Source organism: Arthrobacter sp. zg-Y1143 (assembly GCF_030125565.1).
Classification (GTDB): domain Bacteria; phylum Actinomycetota; class Actinomycetes; order Actinomycetales; family Micrococcaceae; genus Arthrobacter_B.
In genome coordinates this window covers 1-16,178 of record NZ_JASKLW010000002.1, presented here as the reverse complement: position 1 = coordinate 16,178, position 16,178 = coordinate 1, and the positions used below count along the sequence as shown (strand labels likewise).

General features: G+C 67.7%; 16 protein-coding genes. 6 read left to right on the top strand and 10 right to left on the bottom strand.

The window, feature by feature from the left end:
- Nucleotides 1–5: 5 nt before the first annotated feature.
- The 7 genes from QNN98_RS03215 to QNN98_RS03185 all read right to left on the bottom strand — a co-directional run bounded on the left by QNN98_RS03215 (nt 6) and on the right by QNN98_RS03185 (nt 5,826).
- Nucleotides 6–326, bottom strand: coding sequence for a PRC-barrel domain-containing protein (locus tag QNN98_RS03215; protein ID WP_227911806.1), 321 nt, complete (start codon nt 324–326; stop codon nt 6–8).
- Between the two features lie 106 nt (nt 327–432).
- Nucleotides 433–1,650: a mechanosensitive ion channel family protein gene (locus QNN98_RS03210; protein WP_227911807.1), complete on the bottom strand. Its 1,218-nt coding sequence runs from the start codon at nt 1,648–1,650 to the stop codon at nt 433–435.
- Between the two features lie 68 nt (nt 1,651–1,718).
- Nucleotides 1,719–2,765: an iron-siderophore ABC transporter substrate-binding protein gene (locus QNN98_RS03205; protein ID WP_283996261.1), complete on the bottom strand. Its 1,047-nt coding sequence runs from the start codon at nt 2,763–2,765 to the stop codon at nt 1,719–1,721.
- A gap of 161 nt (nt 2,766–2,926) precedes the next feature.
- Nucleotides 2,927–4,180 (bottom strand): NAD(P)/FAD-dependent oxidoreductase, encoded by a 1,254-nt coding sequence (locus QNN98_RS03200; protein ID WP_283996260.1) that lies wholly within the window; start codon nt 4,178–4,180, stop codon nt 2,927–2,929.
- On the bottom strand, nt 4,177–4,521 hold the full coding sequence (locus QNN98_RS03195) for a bifunctional 3-phenylpropionate/cinnamic acid dioxygenase ferredoxin subunit (RefSeq protein WP_227911810.1): 345 nt from the start codon (nt 4,519–4,521) through the stop codon (nt 4,177–4,179). The genes QNN98_RS03200 and QNN98_RS03195 overlap by 4 nt, the downstream gene beginning before the upstream one ends.
- A gap of 109 nt (nt 4,522–4,630) precedes the next feature.
- Nucleotides 4,631–5,017 (bottom strand): MarR family transcriptional regulator, encoded by a 387-nt coding sequence (locus QNN98_RS03190; protein WP_227911811.1) that lies wholly within the window; start codon nt 5,015–5,017, stop codon nt 4,631–4,633.
- Nucleotides 5,018–5,196: 179 nt separating this feature from the next.
- Nucleotides 5,197–5,826: a TIGR03085 family metal-binding protein gene (locus tag QNN98_RS03185; RefSeq protein WP_227911812.1), complete on the bottom strand. Its 630-nt coding sequence runs from the start codon at nt 5,824–5,826 to the stop codon at nt 5,197–5,199.
- A gap of 186 nt (nt 5,827–6,012) precedes the next feature.
- Here QNN98_RS03185 and QNN98_RS03180 point away from each other — a divergent pair, with 186 nt between their 5' ends.
- Nucleotides 6,013–7,986, top strand: a complete 1,974-nt coding sequence (locus QNN98_RS03180; protein WP_283996259.1) for an acyl-CoA dehydrogenase family protein — start codon at nt 6,013–6,015, stop codon at nt 7,984–7,986.
- A 7-nt stretch (nt 7,987–7,993) separates the two neighbouring features.
- Here QNN98_RS03180 and QNN98_RS03175 read toward each other — a convergent pair whose 3' ends face one another.
- Complete coding sequence (locus tag QNN98_RS03175) at nt 7,994–8,602, bottom strand: TetR/AcrR family transcriptional regulator (protein ID WP_227925532.1); 609 nt, start codon at nt 8,600–8,602, stop codon at nt 7,994–7,996.
- Between the two features lie 112 nt (nt 8,603–8,714).
- Here QNN98_RS03175 and QNN98_RS03170 point away from each other — a divergent pair, with 112 nt between their 5' ends.
- The 4 genes from QNN98_RS03170 to QNN98_RS03155 all read left to right on the top strand — a co-directional run bounded on the left by QNN98_RS03170 (nt 8,715) and on the right by QNN98_RS03155 (nt 12,630).
- Nucleotides 8,715–9,560, top strand: a complete 846-nt coding sequence (locus tag QNN98_RS03170) for an SDR family oxidoreductase (protein ID WP_283996258.1) — start codon at nt 8,715–8,717, stop codon at nt 9,558–9,560.
- A gap of 116 nt (nt 9,561–9,676) precedes the next feature.
- The gene (locus QNN98_RS03165; RefSeq protein ID WP_283996257.1) at nt 9,677–10,930 is read left to right on the top strand and encodes an acyl-CoA dehydrogenase family protein; all 1,254 of its coding nucleotides are present in this window, start codon (nt 9,677–9,679) and stop codon (nt 10,928–10,930) included.
- 3 nt (nt 10,931–10,933) lie between these two features.
- Complete coding sequence (locus tag QNN98_RS03160; RefSeq protein ID WP_283996256.1) at nt 10,934–12,031, top strand: phosphotransferase family protein; 1,098 nt, start codon at nt 10,934–10,936, stop codon at nt 12,029–12,031.
- A gap of 62 nt (nt 12,032–12,093) precedes the next feature.
- On the top strand, nt 12,094–12,630 hold the full coding sequence (locus QNN98_RS03155; RefSeq protein WP_283996255.1) for a hypothetical protein: 537 nt from the start codon (nt 12,094–12,096) through the stop codon (nt 12,628–12,630).
- A 3-nt stretch (nt 12,631–12,633) separates the two neighbouring features.
- On the opposite strand, the gene QNN98_RS16500 is transcribed toward QNN98_RS03155, so the two are convergent.
- Both QNN98_RS16500 and QNN98_RS03150 read right to left on the bottom strand, forming a co-directional pair.
- Complete coding sequence (locus QNN98_RS16500) at nt 12,634–12,738, bottom strand: MFS transporter small subunit (RefSeq protein WP_442860145.1); 105 nt, start codon at nt 12,736–12,738, stop codon at nt 12,634–12,636.
- Nucleotides 12,735–14,141, bottom strand: coding sequence for an OFA family MFS transporter (locus QNN98_RS03150; RefSeq protein WP_283996254.1), 1,407 nt, complete (start codon nt 14,139–14,141; stop codon nt 12,735–12,737). The genes QNN98_RS16500 and QNN98_RS03150 overlap by 4 nt, the downstream gene beginning before the upstream one ends.
- A gap of 333 nt (nt 14,142–14,474) precedes the next feature.
- On the opposite strand from QNN98_RS03150, the gene QNN98_RS03145 reads away from it, so the two are divergent.
- Nucleotides 14,475–16,082 carry a hypothetical protein gene (locus QNN98_RS03145; protein ID WP_283996253.1) on the top strand — a complete coding sequence of 536 codons (1,608 nt, stop codon included), beginning with the start codon at nt 14,475–14,477 and terminating at the stop codon, nt 16,080–16,082.
- Nucleotides 16,083–16,178 lie beyond the last annotated feature (96 nt).

Here is a 16,178-nt window from a genome sequence, read left to right as displayed (position 1 = left end):
CGGGTTCAAGTGTTCCGGCCCAGGCCGTAGTACTCCATCAGGACACTTTCTTCGGCCGGACTCAACGGGTTTTCCGGATTGGCGCCGGGTGACTTGGAAACCTTTTCCTTGGAGTAGTTCACAAAAATGTCCTGCCCGTCGCGCCGGGCGGCAGCGAGCGGCACGTAGTGTTCAGCCGATTCGAACAGGCCCAGGTTAACGGTGATCCACGCGGGCTGCCCGGTGTCGCGGTCCAGGTGGACTTCCCCCACCAGGCCCAGCCGCTCGCCGTCATTCGCCCACACACTCGATCCCTGGATTTCGTGAAGCACAAAGGCGTCCGCCATCGTTGATCCCTTCGCCGGTCCGGCGCAACAGCCGGGGGTCCTATTGCCGCCCGGCGGGCGGCCTCCTGTCAACAGTGCCGGACGCACGGCGGCCGGGCAGGGGAAATCAGCGCGGCGTGTCCGCGTTCTCCTCGCGTTCGGCCATGACGTCCTCACCCGGACCGGAGAAGCTCTGCCGGCGTTCGACGGCGTCGATGCTGCCGGTGAACAGTTGGGAATCGCTGGTGTCGGAGCTGCGCACCAACGGCGCGGTCCGCGGTCCGCTGTGGACATCCGTGCCGGTCTTGCGCACCTCTTCCCAGCGCTGGCGCGGGAGGGCGTCCGGGTGCCATTCCTGCAGGTAGGTCACCATGGTTTCGCGGATCAGGCAGCGCAGGTCGAACAGCGTCCCGCTGTCCACGGCGCTGACCAGGATGCGGACCCGCACCACACCGTTCACGGCCTCGGTCACCTGCAGCACACTGGTGCGCTTGTCCCACAGTTCGGTGCCGGCCAGGGTCTCCTTCAGCTTGGTGCGCAGGTCCCCCACCGGTACCCGCCAGTCCAGGTCCAGCTCCACTGTGCCCAGGATCGCGGACTGCCGGCGGGTCCAGTTCTGGAACGGCGTGGTGGTGAAGTAGGTGGAAGGCAGGATCAGGCGCCGGTCATCCCAGATATGCACCACCACGTATGTCATGGTGATTTCCTCGATGGTGCCCCACTCGCCTTCCACCACTACGACGTCGTCGGCGCGGATCGCGTCGGTGAAGGCCAGCTGCAGCCCGGCAAAGACATTGCTCAGGGTTCCCTGCACGGCAAGGCCGGCCACAATGGAGAGCAAACCGGCGGAGGCAAGGATACCGGCGCCCAGCGCACGGACCTCGTCAATGGTCAGCAGCACAAAGGCCACGGCAATGGTGATCAGCACGGCGATGCCGATCCGCCGGCCCAGGTTCACCTGGGTTTTCAGGCGCCTCAGCCTGCGGTTGTCCCGGGTGTCGGTGCTGTACTTCGTGAGGATCATGGCCTCGATGATCAGCAGCGTCACGACGCCGAACCAGGCCAGCGCGCCGATCAGCCCCAGCACCAAAAGGTAGTCCAGGACCGGCAGCCAGGACGCCCCGGGCGCTGTTGCGCCCAGGGCAATCCTGATGCCGATCAGTCCCAGCACCAGCCGCAGCGGGTTCCGGGCCTTGACGGAGATCTCCCGGATGCTGGGCACCTTGCGGAACGCCCGGTTGGCGCCCTCGCGTGCGATCCAGGCGATGATCAGGGCAATGCCCACTGCCACGAGGACGGCGAAGAGCGGTTTGAGGCTAACTGCAAGGTCAAGCAGGTCTTCCATGCTTTCGATGATCCCAAACCCCGGTGGGGTGCTGTCCAATCGGATGTTCGTTGCGGGCGGAAGTGCGGTTACTGTGCGTTGTCCGCGGCGGTGGCAGCGTCCGCGATCATCGGCACTACGTTGTCCAGGGCGTACGGGATGCTCAGGACATTGATGGCGGACGTGGAGAACACGCGGGTCGGGTCTGCGTCGGCCACCAGCGCGCCGTTCTTCACGGCGGGGATCTGGCTCAGCAGCGGGTCGGCGGCGATGGTGTCGGCAACATCCTCGCTGGCCACCCAGCTGATGAAGATGTCCGAATCCAGCTGGTTGAGGTTTTCATCGGACCAGGGGATGTAGAACTCGTCGCCCTTGGTGTTCTCCTCCACCACGGGTGCCTGCGTCAGGCCCAGGGATTCCATGAACTTGGGGCGGTTGTCCAGCGCGGTGTAGACGGAGTTCTCCGCCCCCGGTGCCAGGTTGCCGTAGATGAAGGTCTTGCCTTCGAGCTGCGGGTATTCGGCGGCCTTCTCGGTGATGGCCTTTTCCGTGTCCGTCACCAGCTGCTGCGCCTCATCCTCCAGGCCCAGCGCCTTGCCGGTCAGGGCGGCGGTGTCCTGCCAGGAGGTGCCCCAGGGGGCGTCCGGGTAGGCCACGACGGGAGCGATCTTGCTCAGCTTGTCGTAGTCCTCCTGGGACAGCCCGGAATAAGAGGCCAGGATGACGTCCGGGTTGGTGGCAGCGACGTCGTCGAACGCAATCCCGTCCGCTTCGGAGTACTGTGCCGGGGCGTTCTCCGAGCCGATGGAGGCGTCCAGGTCCTCAAGGGCCTCGTCGATCCAGGGCGTGGTGCCCTGCTCGTTGCCGCCGAACTCGATGGTGGGCATGCCTACGGGAACAACACCAAGCGCCAGCGCGGTCTCGGCGTTGGCCCAGGCAACTGTCGCCACCCGTTCGGGGGCCTCTTCGATAACTGTTTCGCCGAAGGCATGCTCAATGGTGACGGGGAACTGGTCACCGGCGGCGGCGCTGCCGGTGGACTCATTTTCGCCTGCGGCACCGGTGGAGCATGCGGAAAGGGACAGAACGGCGACGGCGGCCGCGGCAGCGGCGCGGCGCATCCTGGACAGGGCCATATGGGGCTCCTTGGAATCACGTAAAACGGACGGAACGGACCCTGCGGACGCGGATCCAAAATAAGGTTAACCTAGGTTTGGCCCAATTACGCAACGCTAACGTTGCGTAATACTCCGCACAGCTTCCAGTTACACCGGCCAGTTCCATAGGGAAGGGCGGTTCAGGACTTCCCGCGGACCATCTTGCGCAGGTCAGCCGCCGGGTCCTGCAACTGCGCCGGATCAACCGCCCGGCCCGATTCGATCAGCTTCCGCGCCGCACGCACGGCCGTCCCGCCGTCCACGGCAGCCACTCCGGCCAGCGTCCCGGCGGGAGAGACGCGGAACACCATGAACCCGGGTCCGGGTTCTCCGCGCAGCACCGTCTGGCCGGGACCGGCCATGCTGCCGGCCATCTCCAGGTGGATCCCGTAGCGGTCGGACCAGAACCAGTCGGGTGCGGCCTGCGGGGGCTCGACGCCCAGGATCCCGGCCGCAGCCGCCTCACCCGTGCGGCGGGCGGCGTCCCAGTGCTCGAACCGCCGGCCCGGCGTGCCGTCACTGTTCCGCAGCCGGGAGGAGTCACCAGCGGCGAAAATCCCGGCATGCGAGGTGGCGCCGGAGCCATCCACCAGGACGCCGTCGTGGACCTGGAGCCCGGCCTCTTCTGCGAGCGCAGTTTCCGGCTCGCTGCCCACCGAGACCAGGACGGTGGTGGCGGGGAGCGCGGCTCCTGCAGCCAGGACCACGGTCAAGGCGTCACCGGTGCCGGCACCGGCACCGGCGACAATGGCTGCGGGAGTGTCCTGCAGGTAGGCAGTGCCGTGTGCGGCGTGCAGTCCGTGCAGGTACCGGGCCAGATCCGGACCGGCCGCCCGCTCAAAGGGCAGGTAAGCCGGATCCACCATGGTCACGGCAGCGCCCAGGGCCCGGGCCGTCGACGCGGTTTCCGCCCCCACCAGTCCGGCACCGATGATCACCAGGTGCGCGCCGGGGAACAGCCGCTGCCGCAGCGCCAGGGCATCCGCGGCGGAGCGCAGGGTCAGGACACCGGGCAGGTCCATGCCCGGCAGCGGCAACCGGCGGGCGCGCGCACCCGCGGCCAGCAGCACCGCGTCGGCACGGAGTTGCCCGCCCGAGGCGAGGGTGAGGGCGGGGGCGCCGTGTCCGGCGTCGAGCTTCACCGCAGTGTCCGTGACCACCTCGACGGCGTTGTCCGCGTACCAGCCGCGGGGTGCCAGTTCCAGCTGCGGCAGGTCCAGGGTTCCGGCCAGGAACGCCTTGCTCAGCGGCGGACGGTCATAGGGCAACCCGTCGGGATCAATAAGCTGCAGGGTACCTGCGTAGCCGCGGCGGCGGAGTTCGCGCACCGCACTGAAACCGGCGATGCCCCCGCCCACAACGGCTACCGTTGCAGGGGCCGGGCCTGCGTTCACGCGTCCTGCGGAGCCTGGTTGGGGTACAGCCACACTTCGCCGTCGCGCACCTCCACCCGGTGCGCCCGGGTGTTGACCAGGGCGGGCAGGCAGAGCGCTTCGCCTGTGCGCATGCAGAAACGCGCGGAATGGATGGGGCATTCCACCTCGTCGCCCTCGATCCAGCCGTCCGCCAGGGAGGCCTCTTCATGGGTGCAGGTGTCATTCAGGGCGTAGAAGTTCCCGTTGTCGCTGTGGAACACGGCAATGTCATCCGCGGTGCCCGCCGTTTCGGCGTCTACCGTGAGGGCTTCGCCCTCTTCAATCTCATCCGCATCGGCAACTCGGATACCCTCGCTCATGCCTGTCCTTCCCGGCGCCAAGGCCAAAAACGTGCTGCTCTTACCTCAACACGTTACCCGGCCCAGCGGGTCGGCAGGCTGCTGCCGCGGTGGACACCGCGGCGGTCCGTTAGGCCGTGCCTGGTCCGGTCGACGACGCCGTCCCGTACTGCCGGGCCGGTTCCAAGCCGCGGATCAGGGATATTAGTTCTGCGCGCAGTTCCGGGCCGATGCCCGCCGTGGAAGTGTTCTGCTCCAGGTTTTCCGCGTCGGCGAGCATCTTCTGGCCGCGCTCCGAGATGGCCATGAGCCGGCCGCTGCGGCCCGTAGTTTCGGGCGGCACCTCTTCAACGAGGCCCTGTCCCGCCATGCTCACCAGTGATGTTCCGAGAGTCTGCGCGGTCACCCGCAGCCGCCGGGCCAGTTCCGCCCGCCGCATGGGTCCGTCCGTGAGCAGCACCCGCAGAACCGTCACCCGTTCCTGGGTCAACCCCAGGGCGCGCAGCTTGTTATCCACTTCCCGTCTTACCAAGCGTGCAGCTGTTGACAGCAGCCGCACGGGTTCCCAATCCCCCTCGTTCTGCATCTTCCTGCTTCCCTGATACGTCATTGGTAGGCGATCCAGCTCCGCTGAAACAAATCAGTGTGCTTACTATTTCAACGGCATAGGAGGGGTGCTTGTCAAGCCGGGAGCACCTACTCGCCGGCCCATTCCCGGAAGGCACGCACGGATTCGCCGCTGCCTTCTACGCTGACGTTGGCCGCTGCCCGCCGGCCCATGGCGTGCAGGGCCAGATCCACCACGTTTCCCGAGACCAGCACGGGAGTGTCGCCCGCCCGGACCCGCCTCCGGCCGAACCCGGGAACGGCCAGTTCCACACCCACCGGCGAGCTCCGGTAGCCCATCCGCGCCATCAGCCCCAGCTGCTTCCACAGTGCCTGCTGCTGCCCGGCCGGCAGCTCACGCGGTGCGGCGGCACCGGTGCCGCGGCGGATGTCCTCGTGGTGCACCACGTACTCCACCAGATTCGCGGCGTCGGCCCGGAACGGGGAGAACCGGCCCGGTCCGGCAGCGAAACGGTCCACCAGGGCGGCATAGCCGTGGGGGGTGGCTGCAGCGGAGGCCTCGGCGCCCAGGTTCTTCTCCTGCCCGGGCTTGGGCCGGCGCAGCACATCCGCGGCCATCTTCCACGGCGCGTGCTCGCGCAGCACCAGGTGTGCCAGCAGCCGGCGCACATCCCAGCCCTCGCACAGCGTGGGCGCCAGCGGATCCGCCTCCCGCAGTGTCCGGACCAATTCCGCGCGTTCGCTGTCCACCCAAGCCATAGCCGTCTCCTTTTGCGTTGTACTGCCGCCGATTTTCCACCCGTTGGAGGTACTTTCCCACGGCAATGCTGCCTGCGCCCCACATTAGCCGCGAACCCTCTTTACCCTTAGCTACCGCGGCGTAGCATGGTCCCCACAGTGAGCCGAGGCCGCCCCTCCATGCGGCCAAAACAGAGGAGAAATCCCATGAGCACCACTGATCTTGCCCAGGGGTCCGGCCCCGACAGCAGCGCTCGAAAAATCAAGGACCGGGTGGTCACGGAACAGGATGCCCGCAACGCCACCGAAGAAGCCCGGGACACGGGCGAATCCCGCCCGAGCTTCGCCAAGGGAATCTATCTGGGCAGTTACAACCTGGACCTCATCCGGTCCCTGCCGGCCCCGGATCCGGCCGAGGAGGCCCGGGCGGAGGCTTTCCTGGAGGAGCTGGCGGCGTACTGCCGCACCCTGGACGGCCGCCTGATTGAACGCACCGGCGTCATCCCGGACGAGTACCTGCGCGGGTTGGCGGACCTGGGTGTGTTCGGCATCAAGATCCCCCGGCGTTACGGCGGGCTGGGGCTGTCACTGCTGCACTACGGCCGCGCGCTGATGCTGCTGGGCACCGTGCATCCCAGCATGGGGGCGCTGGTCTCGGCGCACCAGTCCATCGGTGTGCCGGAGCCGGTGAAGGTTTTCGGCAGCGATGAGCAGAAGCAGGAATACCTGCCGCGCTGCGCCGCCGGAGCCGTGACGGCCTTTCTCCTGACCGAGCCCGACGTCGGTTCCGACCCCGCTCGGCTGCGCACCACGGCCATCCCGTCCGAAGACGGCAGCGAATACGTCATTGACGGGGTCAAGCTGTGGACCACCAACGGCGTGATTGCCGAACTGGTGGTGGTGATGGCCGCAGTGCCCCCGCACGGGGAATCCAAGGGCGGAATCAGCGCCTTTGTGGTGGAAATGTCCTCGCCGGGCATCACGGTGGAGAACCGCAACAACTTCATGGGCCTGCGCGGCATTGAAAACGGCGTCACCCGGTTCACCAATGTCCGGGTCCCCGCCGCGAACCGGCTGGGCCGGGAGGGCCAGGGCCTGAAGATCGCACTGACCACGCTCAACACCGGGCGGCTGTCCATTCCGGCCATGTGCGCGGCATCAGGCAAGTGGTCGCTGAAGATTGCCCGCGGTTGGGCCAATGCCCGGGAGCAGTGGGGCCGGCCCATCGGCCGGCACGAGGCCGTGGGCAAAAAGCTCGCCTACATTGCCGCCACCGGCTTCGCGCTGGAGGCGGTCTTCGAGCTGTCCGCAGAACTGGCCGACGCCGGCACCAAGGACATCCGCATCGAGGCGGCCCTGGCCAAGCTGTGGGCCAGCGAAATGGCGTACAACATAGCGGACGAGCTGGTGCAGGTGCGCGGCGGCCGCGGCTTCGAGACCGCGGACTCGCTGGCCGCCCGCGGCGAGCGCGCGGTCCCGGCGGAGCAGCAGCTGCGGGACCTGCGGATCAACCGGGTCTTTGAGGGCTCCACCGAGATCATGCACCTCTTTATTGCCCGGGAGGCCGTGGACGCGCATCTCTCCGCCGCGGGTGACCTGGCCGTGGCGGATGCCCCGCTCGCGGCCAAGGCAAAGGCGGCTATGAAGGCCAGCGGCTTCTACGGCAAGTGGCTGCCCACACTCGCGGCAGGCAAGGGCAGCGTGCCGACGTCGTACGCCGAGTTCGGCATCCTCGCCAAGCACCTGCGCTTCGCCGAGCGGGCTTCACGCCGGCTCGCCCGGTCCACGTTCTACGGTATGGCCCGCTGGCAGGCGGGGCTGGAGCACCACCAGGTGTTCCTGGGCCGGATTGTGGACATTGGTGCGGAGATTTTTGCCATTTCCGCGTCCTGCGTCCGGGCCATGAACATCCGCCGGAAGGATCCGGAGGAGGGCCGGAGCGCTTTTGAGCTGGCGGACGCGTTCAGCACCGAATCCCGGGTGCGGATCGAGACCCTGTTCGAAGAACTCTGGCGCAATTCGGACGCCGCGGATCGCAAGGTGTCCAAGGGTGTGCTGGACGGGCGCTACACCTGGCTCGAGGAGGGCGTGCTGGACGCGTCCGAGGGCACCGGCCCGTGGATCTCCGAGACTGCCCGCGGGGACGAACCGAAGGAGAACCTGCACCGCTGGTACCGGTAAGGACCGGCTAGCGGGCACCCACCGCGCCCCGGCAGATCTGCACATAGCGGGCCGCCAGCTCCTCGGGACTGAGCGGCCCGCCGGCGCGGTACCACTGGGCCACCCCGGTGCACATGGTGGTCACCGCCCGGCTGGCGTCCTTGGGATGGGCGGTGCAGAACCGCCCGAGCCGGACAGCGTCGGTCACGACGTCGTCCAGCAGCTTCTGCTGCCGGTCCCGCGCCGCAATGTGCCCGCTGCGGGCCGCGCCCTCCAGGCTGCGGATCTCGCTCGCGGCGATAAAGGCATGCTCCCACCGGTAGGCGTGCACCAGCACCAGGCATTCGATCAGCAGCGCGAACCGTTCCTCCACATCGTCCCCGGCTTCGGCCAAGGCCGCCGTGCTGCGGGCATACAGATCCGCCATGGCGGACTCGGCTATCCCGACCAGCAGCGCTTGCTTGGACGGATAGTGGTGGTACAGCCCGGGCACGGACAGTCCGGCGCGTGCGGCCACGGTGCGGATGGCGGTGCCGTGGTAGCCGTGTTCCAGAAAGCACTCCAGCGCGGCGGCCAGCAGCGGCGGCAGGACGGGAACGGAAAAGTCCCGCCAGTCGGGCTGGGGTGCGGCGCTCATGGCATCCTTCCGGGGTTCGCGGGGAACAATTGTGACCCTTGACACAACTTGCGGGCCTGCACCAGACTACCCATACCGAGCGGTCGCTCGGTAGTAGGGACAGGCGGAGCATATGACAGAGCAGTCAGCAGCGGACGAGTCAGCGGACCAGGGGCAGTACACGGTGCAGGACCTGCCGGAGCCCGCACCGGCCAACCAATCCCGTCTGGCGGGCAAAACCGCCGTCGTCACCGGTGCCAGCCGGGGCATCGGGCTGGCCATCGCCCGCCGGTTCGCGGCCGAAGGGGCGAAGGTGCTTATCACCGCCCGCAACATCGGCCCGCTCAAGGAAGCCGCCACGGAGTTCCCGGAGGGCAGCGTCCTGTTCCTGGCCGGCAAATCCGATGACCCGGACCACCGTGCCGAGGTGCTGGACACCGTGGCCCGGACCTGGGGCACCTTGGACATCCTGGTGAACAACGCCGGCATCAACCCCGTCTACGGCCCGCTGACGGAACTGGACCCGGAGGCCGCCCGCCGCATCTTGGACGTCAACGTGCTGGGCACCTTGGCCTGGGTGCAGGCCCTCTGCGCGCATCCCGCCCTGGACTTCACCGGCCGCGGCGGGTCCGTCCTGAACCTCTCCTCCGTCTCGGCACAGACCCCGGCGCACGGCATCGGCTTCTACGGCATCAGCAAGGCCGCCGTGGAACAGCTCACCCGCACCCTGGCCGTGGAACTGGCCCCCGCCGTGCGGGTCAATGCCATGGCCCCCGCCGTGGTGAAGACCCAGTTCGCCCGGGCACTGTACGAGGGCCGGGAGGAAAAGGTCAGCTCCACCTATCCGCTGAAGCGCCTCGGCACCCCCGAAGACGTGGCCGGCGCCGCCGCTTTCCTGGTCTCCGACGACGCCGCGTGGGTCACCGGGCAGGTCCTGAACCTCGACGGCGGCCTGCTGGTGGCCGGCGGCTCCGCCTAGCCCGCCGCAGTTCCCGCCGCCCGGCAACACCACCGGCCGCCTTCCCCCTCCCCCCTTCCCAAGCAGCGCCTCCAGCCCCTCCCCCACGCAGCCCGCTCCAGCCAAAGGACCCGACCATGAGCACCGCATCCCTGCCTCCGGAGATCGAAGACCTGCGCCTGCGCACCCGGGAGTTCATCCGGGGCACGGTGCTGCCCGCCGAACCGCGGCCGGGCGCCGTCGTGCCCGAGGACCTGCTTGCGGACCTGCGCGCCGCCGCGAAGGCCGCCGGCGTGTTCGCCCCGCACGCCCCGCGCGAGTACGGCGGACAGGGGGTTCCGTTGCAGCACTGGTCCCCCATCTTCCAGGAGGCCGGATATTCGCTGATCGGACCGTCGGCGTTGAACTGCATGGCCCCGGATGAGGGCAACATGCACATGCTGCACCTGATCGGCAGCGAGGAGCAGAAGCGCCGCTACCTGGCCCCGCTGGTCGCCGGGGATGCGCGCTCCTGCTTCGGTATGACCGAGCCGCACCCCGGCGCCGGCTCGGATCCGGCCGCGCTGCGTTCCCGGGCGGAAAAGGTGGACGGCGGCTGGCGGATCACCGGCCATAAACGCTTCACCAGCGGCGCCAACAACGCCTCGTTCTGCATCGCCATGGTGCGCACGGACGCGGTGGATGGCGCGCCGGCCGGCGCCACCATGCTGCTGGTGGACATGGACGCCGCCGGGGTGCGGATCGGCGAGCAGCTGCACACCATGGACCGGGCCATCGGCGGCGGGCATCCGCACGTGCACTTCGAGGACGTGTTTGTGCCCGACGGCGCCGTGCTGGGTGCTCCCGGCGAAGGCTTCCGGTACGCGCAGGTTCGGCTGGGTCCGGCCCGGTTGACGCACTGCATGCGCTGGCTGGGCCTGGCCCGGCGGTCACTGGACATCGCCCTGGACCGCACCAACCGCCGGGAAATCTTCGGGTCGGTGATGAACGAGCTGGGCCTGGCGCAGGAAATGATTGCCCAGTCCGTGATCGACATTGAAACCTCGGACGCGATCATCACCAAGACCGCCGCCCTGCTCGAAACGGACGCCAAGGCCGGGTCGGCCCTGTCCTCGGTGGCCAAGACCCACACCTCCGAGGCCGTGTACCGGGTGATTGACCGCAGTCTGCAGCTGTGCGGCGGCGACGGCGTCACCGACCGGCTGCCGCTGGCCGCCTACCTCAACGAGGTCCGCGCCTTCCGCATCTATGACGGCTCCAATGAGACCCACAAGTGGGCCATTGCCCGCCGCGCCTCCGCCGCGCGCCGCCGCGAAGTGGAACGCGGCGCACCCTTCCTTGCCGATGTGGCGGAGAACCACGCCGCCTCCCCCGCCGACGCGAAAGCCTGACCCATGCACACCACTCCTGACGGCCGTGAAGTTGTGGCCACCCGCGCCGACGCCGAAGCGCTGGATTCTCCCCCGCTGCTGATCCTGGACGAGGTCACCGCCTTCCTTGACACCCATAATCTGGGGAGCGGCCCGCTGTCATGGGAACCGATCGGGGACGGGCAGTCCAACATCACCTACCGGATCCGCCGCGGCGCCGAGGACTTTGTGCTCCGCCGCGGGCCCCGGCCGCCGCTGCCGCGTTCCACCCATGACATGGTCCGCGAGGCACGGATCCAGCAGCTGCTGCGGACCCAGGGCGTGCCGGTGCCGGAAATCCTGGCTGTCTGTGAAGACGACGCCGTGCTCGGGGTGCCGTTCTATGTCATGGCCTATCTGGACGGACTGGTGATCACCAACAGCATTCCGGACTCCCTGTCCTCCACGGAGCAGCGCCGGGCCACCAGCGAAGCCGTCGTTGACACTCTGGTCCGCATCCATGCCGTAGACGTCAGCAGCGGGGACCTGGCGGCGTTCGGCAAGCCGGACGGCTACCTGCAGCGCCAAGTTGCCCGGTTTTCCGGGCTGTGGGACATCAACACCACCCGCAGCCTGCCCGAGGTGGCCCGGATCGGCGGCTGGCTGGCGGACAACATTCCCGCCAGCTCCGCCGCGGCGGTACTGCACGGGGATTACCGGCCCGGAAACCTGATGTTCGCCCCCTCCGCCCCGGCCCGCGTGATCGCCGTCCTGGACTGGGAAATGTCCGCCATCGGCGATCCGCTCGCAGATCTGGGCTATCTCACCGCCACGTATTCGGAACCGGGCAGTGAATCCACGCCGCTGGAGCTGACCGGCGTCACCCGCAACCCCGGCTACTTCACCCGGGCGGAGGTGATCAACGCGTACCGGGACCGGACTGATCTGGACCTGGAGGCGCTGCCCTGGTACCAGGCCCTGGCACTGTGGAAGGCGTCCATTTTCTGTGAAGCCATCTACACCCGGTGGCTCAAGGGGGAACGGCCCCATGACACGCGCTTCGCACCGTCGCTGGAGGCGGGAGTGCCGCAGCTGCTGCGCAGCGCTGCCGGGTTCGCCGGCCTGGCCCCGGCGCCGCTGTAGCTCCGGGCGTCATACTCGACGGCCCCGGCCGGGCCCCGGGAGCATCCGGTACCGTGTGTGGCATGAAGAACCTTCCCCGGTCGCTTGCGCTGGCCGCTTTCGTCGGAGCCTTCACGCTGTCCCGTCCGGCCGGCTGGCCCCCTCTGCTGCGCCGGGCCTACATTCTGGTTCCCGGCGCCGCCGTCGGCGCCATGGCCGCCGTGGCGGTCCGAAAGGCAAGCCGGAAAGGGAGGGAACTGGCCGCTGCCGGAACCGTTGACCTGGTCACGCCGTTCACCACTGCCGGCGGTGCACAGGAGCCGGACGCCGCTTCCGCCGTTCCTTCGTATGTGGCCGCCCGTCCCTCCGGTTCCGGGACCGGACAGACGGAAATGGCCCTTGTGGGTCTGGGCGCCGTCACCGGGGCAGCCGTCAGCGGAACCACTGCAGTATCCCTGCTGGTTGACGCGCGCTTCGAAACCTGGTTGGTCCGGCGCGGGGTGGCCAAGCCCCGCGTGGCGATGGCAGTGGCGGCAGCACTCTGGTCCCTTGTTATGGACGCGGTAATGGACGGCAAGGACGGCAGGGGCTCCAAGGGGACCCCGGCTGCTCGTCAGTAGGTTTCAGCCGAAGAGCGCCGCGGCGCGGGTCAGGGTCTGGAAGACACCGTAGGCCAGGGGAATCCCCACCAGCAGCCAACTCACTGTCACCATGGCTTTGTTGCTCATGCGTGTTCTCCGTCCGGGGTTGCGGTTTGGGCCGCAGCCGGCGGCGCGGTCTGCGGTTCGTGGTAGCGGGAGTTCACCGGGGTGACCAGCAGATTCGCAATGAACCCGACTACCAGCAGGCCCACCATGGTCAGCAATGCCGGGATATAAGCGCTGGCGGTCAGCTCCCCGGGAGTGCCCTGCGCGTCGAGGAACGAATTGACGATCAGCGGACCGGCAATTCCTGCCGCGGACCAGGCGGTGAGCAGCCTGCCGTGGATGGCTCCCACCTGGTAGGTGCCAAAGAGGTCCCGCAGGTACGCCGGAACCGTGGCGAATCCTCCGCCGTAGAAGGACAGGATCACGAAGGCCAGGGCCACGTAGAGAATGGTGGAGGTGTCTCCGAAGAAGGAGAGCAGGGTGTAGAGGACGGCGCCGCCGCCGAGATAGAGCATGTAGATGCGCTTGCGGCCGATCAGGTCCGAGGTGGCGGACCAGACAAAGCGCCCGCCCATGTTGCCGATCGAAAGCAGGCCCACGAAACCGCCGGCGACGGCGGCGGTCACCAGCGAGGCGCCGTCGGGCTGGCGGAAGAAGTCCTGGATCATGGGGGCGGCCTGTTCCAGGATGCCGATGCCGGCCGTCACGTTGCAGAAGAGCACAATCCAGACCAGCCAGAACTGCCGGGTCTTAATGGAGTTCGCCGCCGAAACGTGGTTGGTGGTGACCAGGGACTTCGACGCGACGGTGGCGGGGTCAAAGCCCGCAGGCTTCCAGTCGGCGGCCGGAACCCGGATGGTCGCGGCGCCGTAGAGCATGTAGATCAGGTAAATGGCTGCCAGTGTCAGGAACAGTTTGCCCACGGCGTCGCCGCTGGCCACCCAGCCGGGGGTTCCGGACTCCGGATCGTAGAAGGTGAGCAGCGCCGAGGACAGCGGGCTGGCGATCAGCGCCCCGCCGCCGAATCCCATGATCGCCATGCCGGTGGCGAGCCCGGGCCGGTCCGGGAACCACTTGATCAGCGTCGAGACCGGGGAGATGTAGCCGATCCCCAGCCCGATGCCGCCGATCACCCCGTATCCCAGGTACAGCAGCCACAGCTGATGGGTGAAGATGCCTGCGGCCCCGACCACGAATCCGCCTACCCAGAACATTGCCGAGACAAACATGGCCTTGCGGGGTCCGTTGGTGTCCACCCAAGTGCCCATCACCGCGGCGGAAAGCCCTAGCATCACAATGGCAATGGAGAAGATGATGCCGATTTGGGTGAGGCTGGCGCCGAAGTAGTCAACCAGGGCCGTCTTGTAGACGCTGGTGGCATACACCTGGCCGATGCACAGGTGGACGGCCAGCGCTGCCGGCGGAATGAGCCAGCGGTTGAAGCCGGGCGGGGCAATGGTGCGGTCACGATCCAGCCAGCTCATGCGGACTCCCTTGTCAGAGGTCGGACGGTGCATCAGGAGTCAGGATGCCCCTCCACGCGCGCCATGTCCCGGTGCGACACGCGTTTTCCCATTAGCGGAGGGAAACATACCGCGCAACCTACTCTTCGGTAACTAATTTCTCGAAATGCTTGCTTTGTTACCGCTGGGTAGCTTAGATGTAACAGACATCACACTAGCCCGGACTGATTTCGTCATGTTGTTTCCACTTCGGTGGGACGGACCCGTCCGGTCGCACCGCGAAGGCTGCGCCTACCGGCGTGCTGCACGCAGCCCAGTCAGTCTCGACAGCATGAAGCAGAAAAAGGATATTCAATGACGAGTTCCACGTCCGGGCGTGCCACTTCCCGCCCCCACACACTCTTAACCGCACTCCTGGCCTTGTTCCTGATCCTCCTTTTGGCCTTCTTTGTGCTGTTCACGGGCAAAGTGTCCGCCGGTGCAACGGAGCTGAGCGACGGCGCTGAGCGCGCCAACACGGGAGCCAGTGACCTGCAGGAAGGCGCGGACAAGGCCAAGGAAGGCGCGGACAAGGTTGCCGCCGGTTCCGAGAAGGTGGATACCGGCGCCAACACGCTGGCCACCGGCATTTCCAGCGCCAAGTCCGGGGTCACCACCCTGAAGGACGGCGCCACCAGCCTGGATGAGGGCGCTGCCAAGCTCCTCACCGGCGCGGAAGCCGCCAACACCGGCGCCAACAAGCTCGCCGCCGGCGCCACCACCGCCCGGACCGGCGCCGGAACCCTGGCTGCCGGCGCGCAGAGCGCTGCTGAGGGTGCCAACCAGCTTGCCGCTGGTGCCACGAATGCACGCGCAGGCTCCGACAAGCTTGCCGCTGGCGCCAACGAGCTCTACACGAAGATGGCTCCGCTGGCCGAAGGAGCACCGGCACTGGCTGCGGGCGCAGAGAAGGCTGCTGCGGGCGTCGCGCAGCTGGCCCCCGGCTCCGTAAAGGTCAGCGGCGGAGAGATAGAAATTTGGAAGGCCATTCACGCTACCCCGGGAGCGGACGGGAAGACCGCCTACGAAAACATCAGCAAAGATCTGGTTCCCTACAGCAGGGACGGAGTATCCGCGGGCGCCGCCACACTTCGCGGACTGGGCCTGACGGACGTTGCAAACAAGCTCGAAGGCTTGGAACGAATTGTTGCCGGGGTCGACAACGGCCTCACCGGCTACGACCCCAAAGTTGATGGACCGGTTCCGTATCACGTGAACCAGGATGGAACGATCAAGTACGACACGGACGGTCTGATCTACGGCACCGGAGCCATTGCGCAGGGCCTCGCGCAGCTGAATGATCCGGCTGCGGTTCCCACCCTGGCCGCGGGTGCGCGGTCTGCCGCCGATGGCATTGCTCAGCTCTACACAGGTGCCGGAACCCTTTCCGCCGGTGCTACTGAACTCAACACGGGCCTGAAGACCCTTGAGACCGGCGCAGGCACCCTCGCCCAGGGCAACGGCAAGCTCGCCACCGGTGCAGGCACCCTGTACACCGGCATAGACACACTGGAAACCGGTGCCTACACGCTGGCCGACGGCAACTACAAGATCTACGACGGCACCATCACCCTGGCCGACGGCACCAGCCGCCTGAACACCGGCACCCAGTCCCTGGACGAGGGCGTCACCAAGCTCGACGACGGCGGCAAGACCCTCACCGCAGGCACCAAGGAGCTCAAGACCGGCGCCTCGGACCTGGCTGAAGGCAACGGCAAGCTGGCCGAGGGCAGCAAGACCCTGGCCGACGGCAACGGCAAGATCGCTGACGGCGCCGACACTATGCGGGCCAGCACCACGGCACTGACTCCGGGCGAGATCATGACCTCCCCGAAGATCCTGGCCGTGCTGATCCCGCTGCTGCTCCTGCTGGTTCCGATCGGCATGCTGATCGCCGGCACCCGCCGCAAGAGCCAGTACTAAGCACTACCGCATCACCTCGCACCACTAACGGAAGGGGGGGGGGCCCCCCCGGGGGGCCCGCGCCGGCCCCCGCCGGCCCCGGGGGGGGGGGGGGGG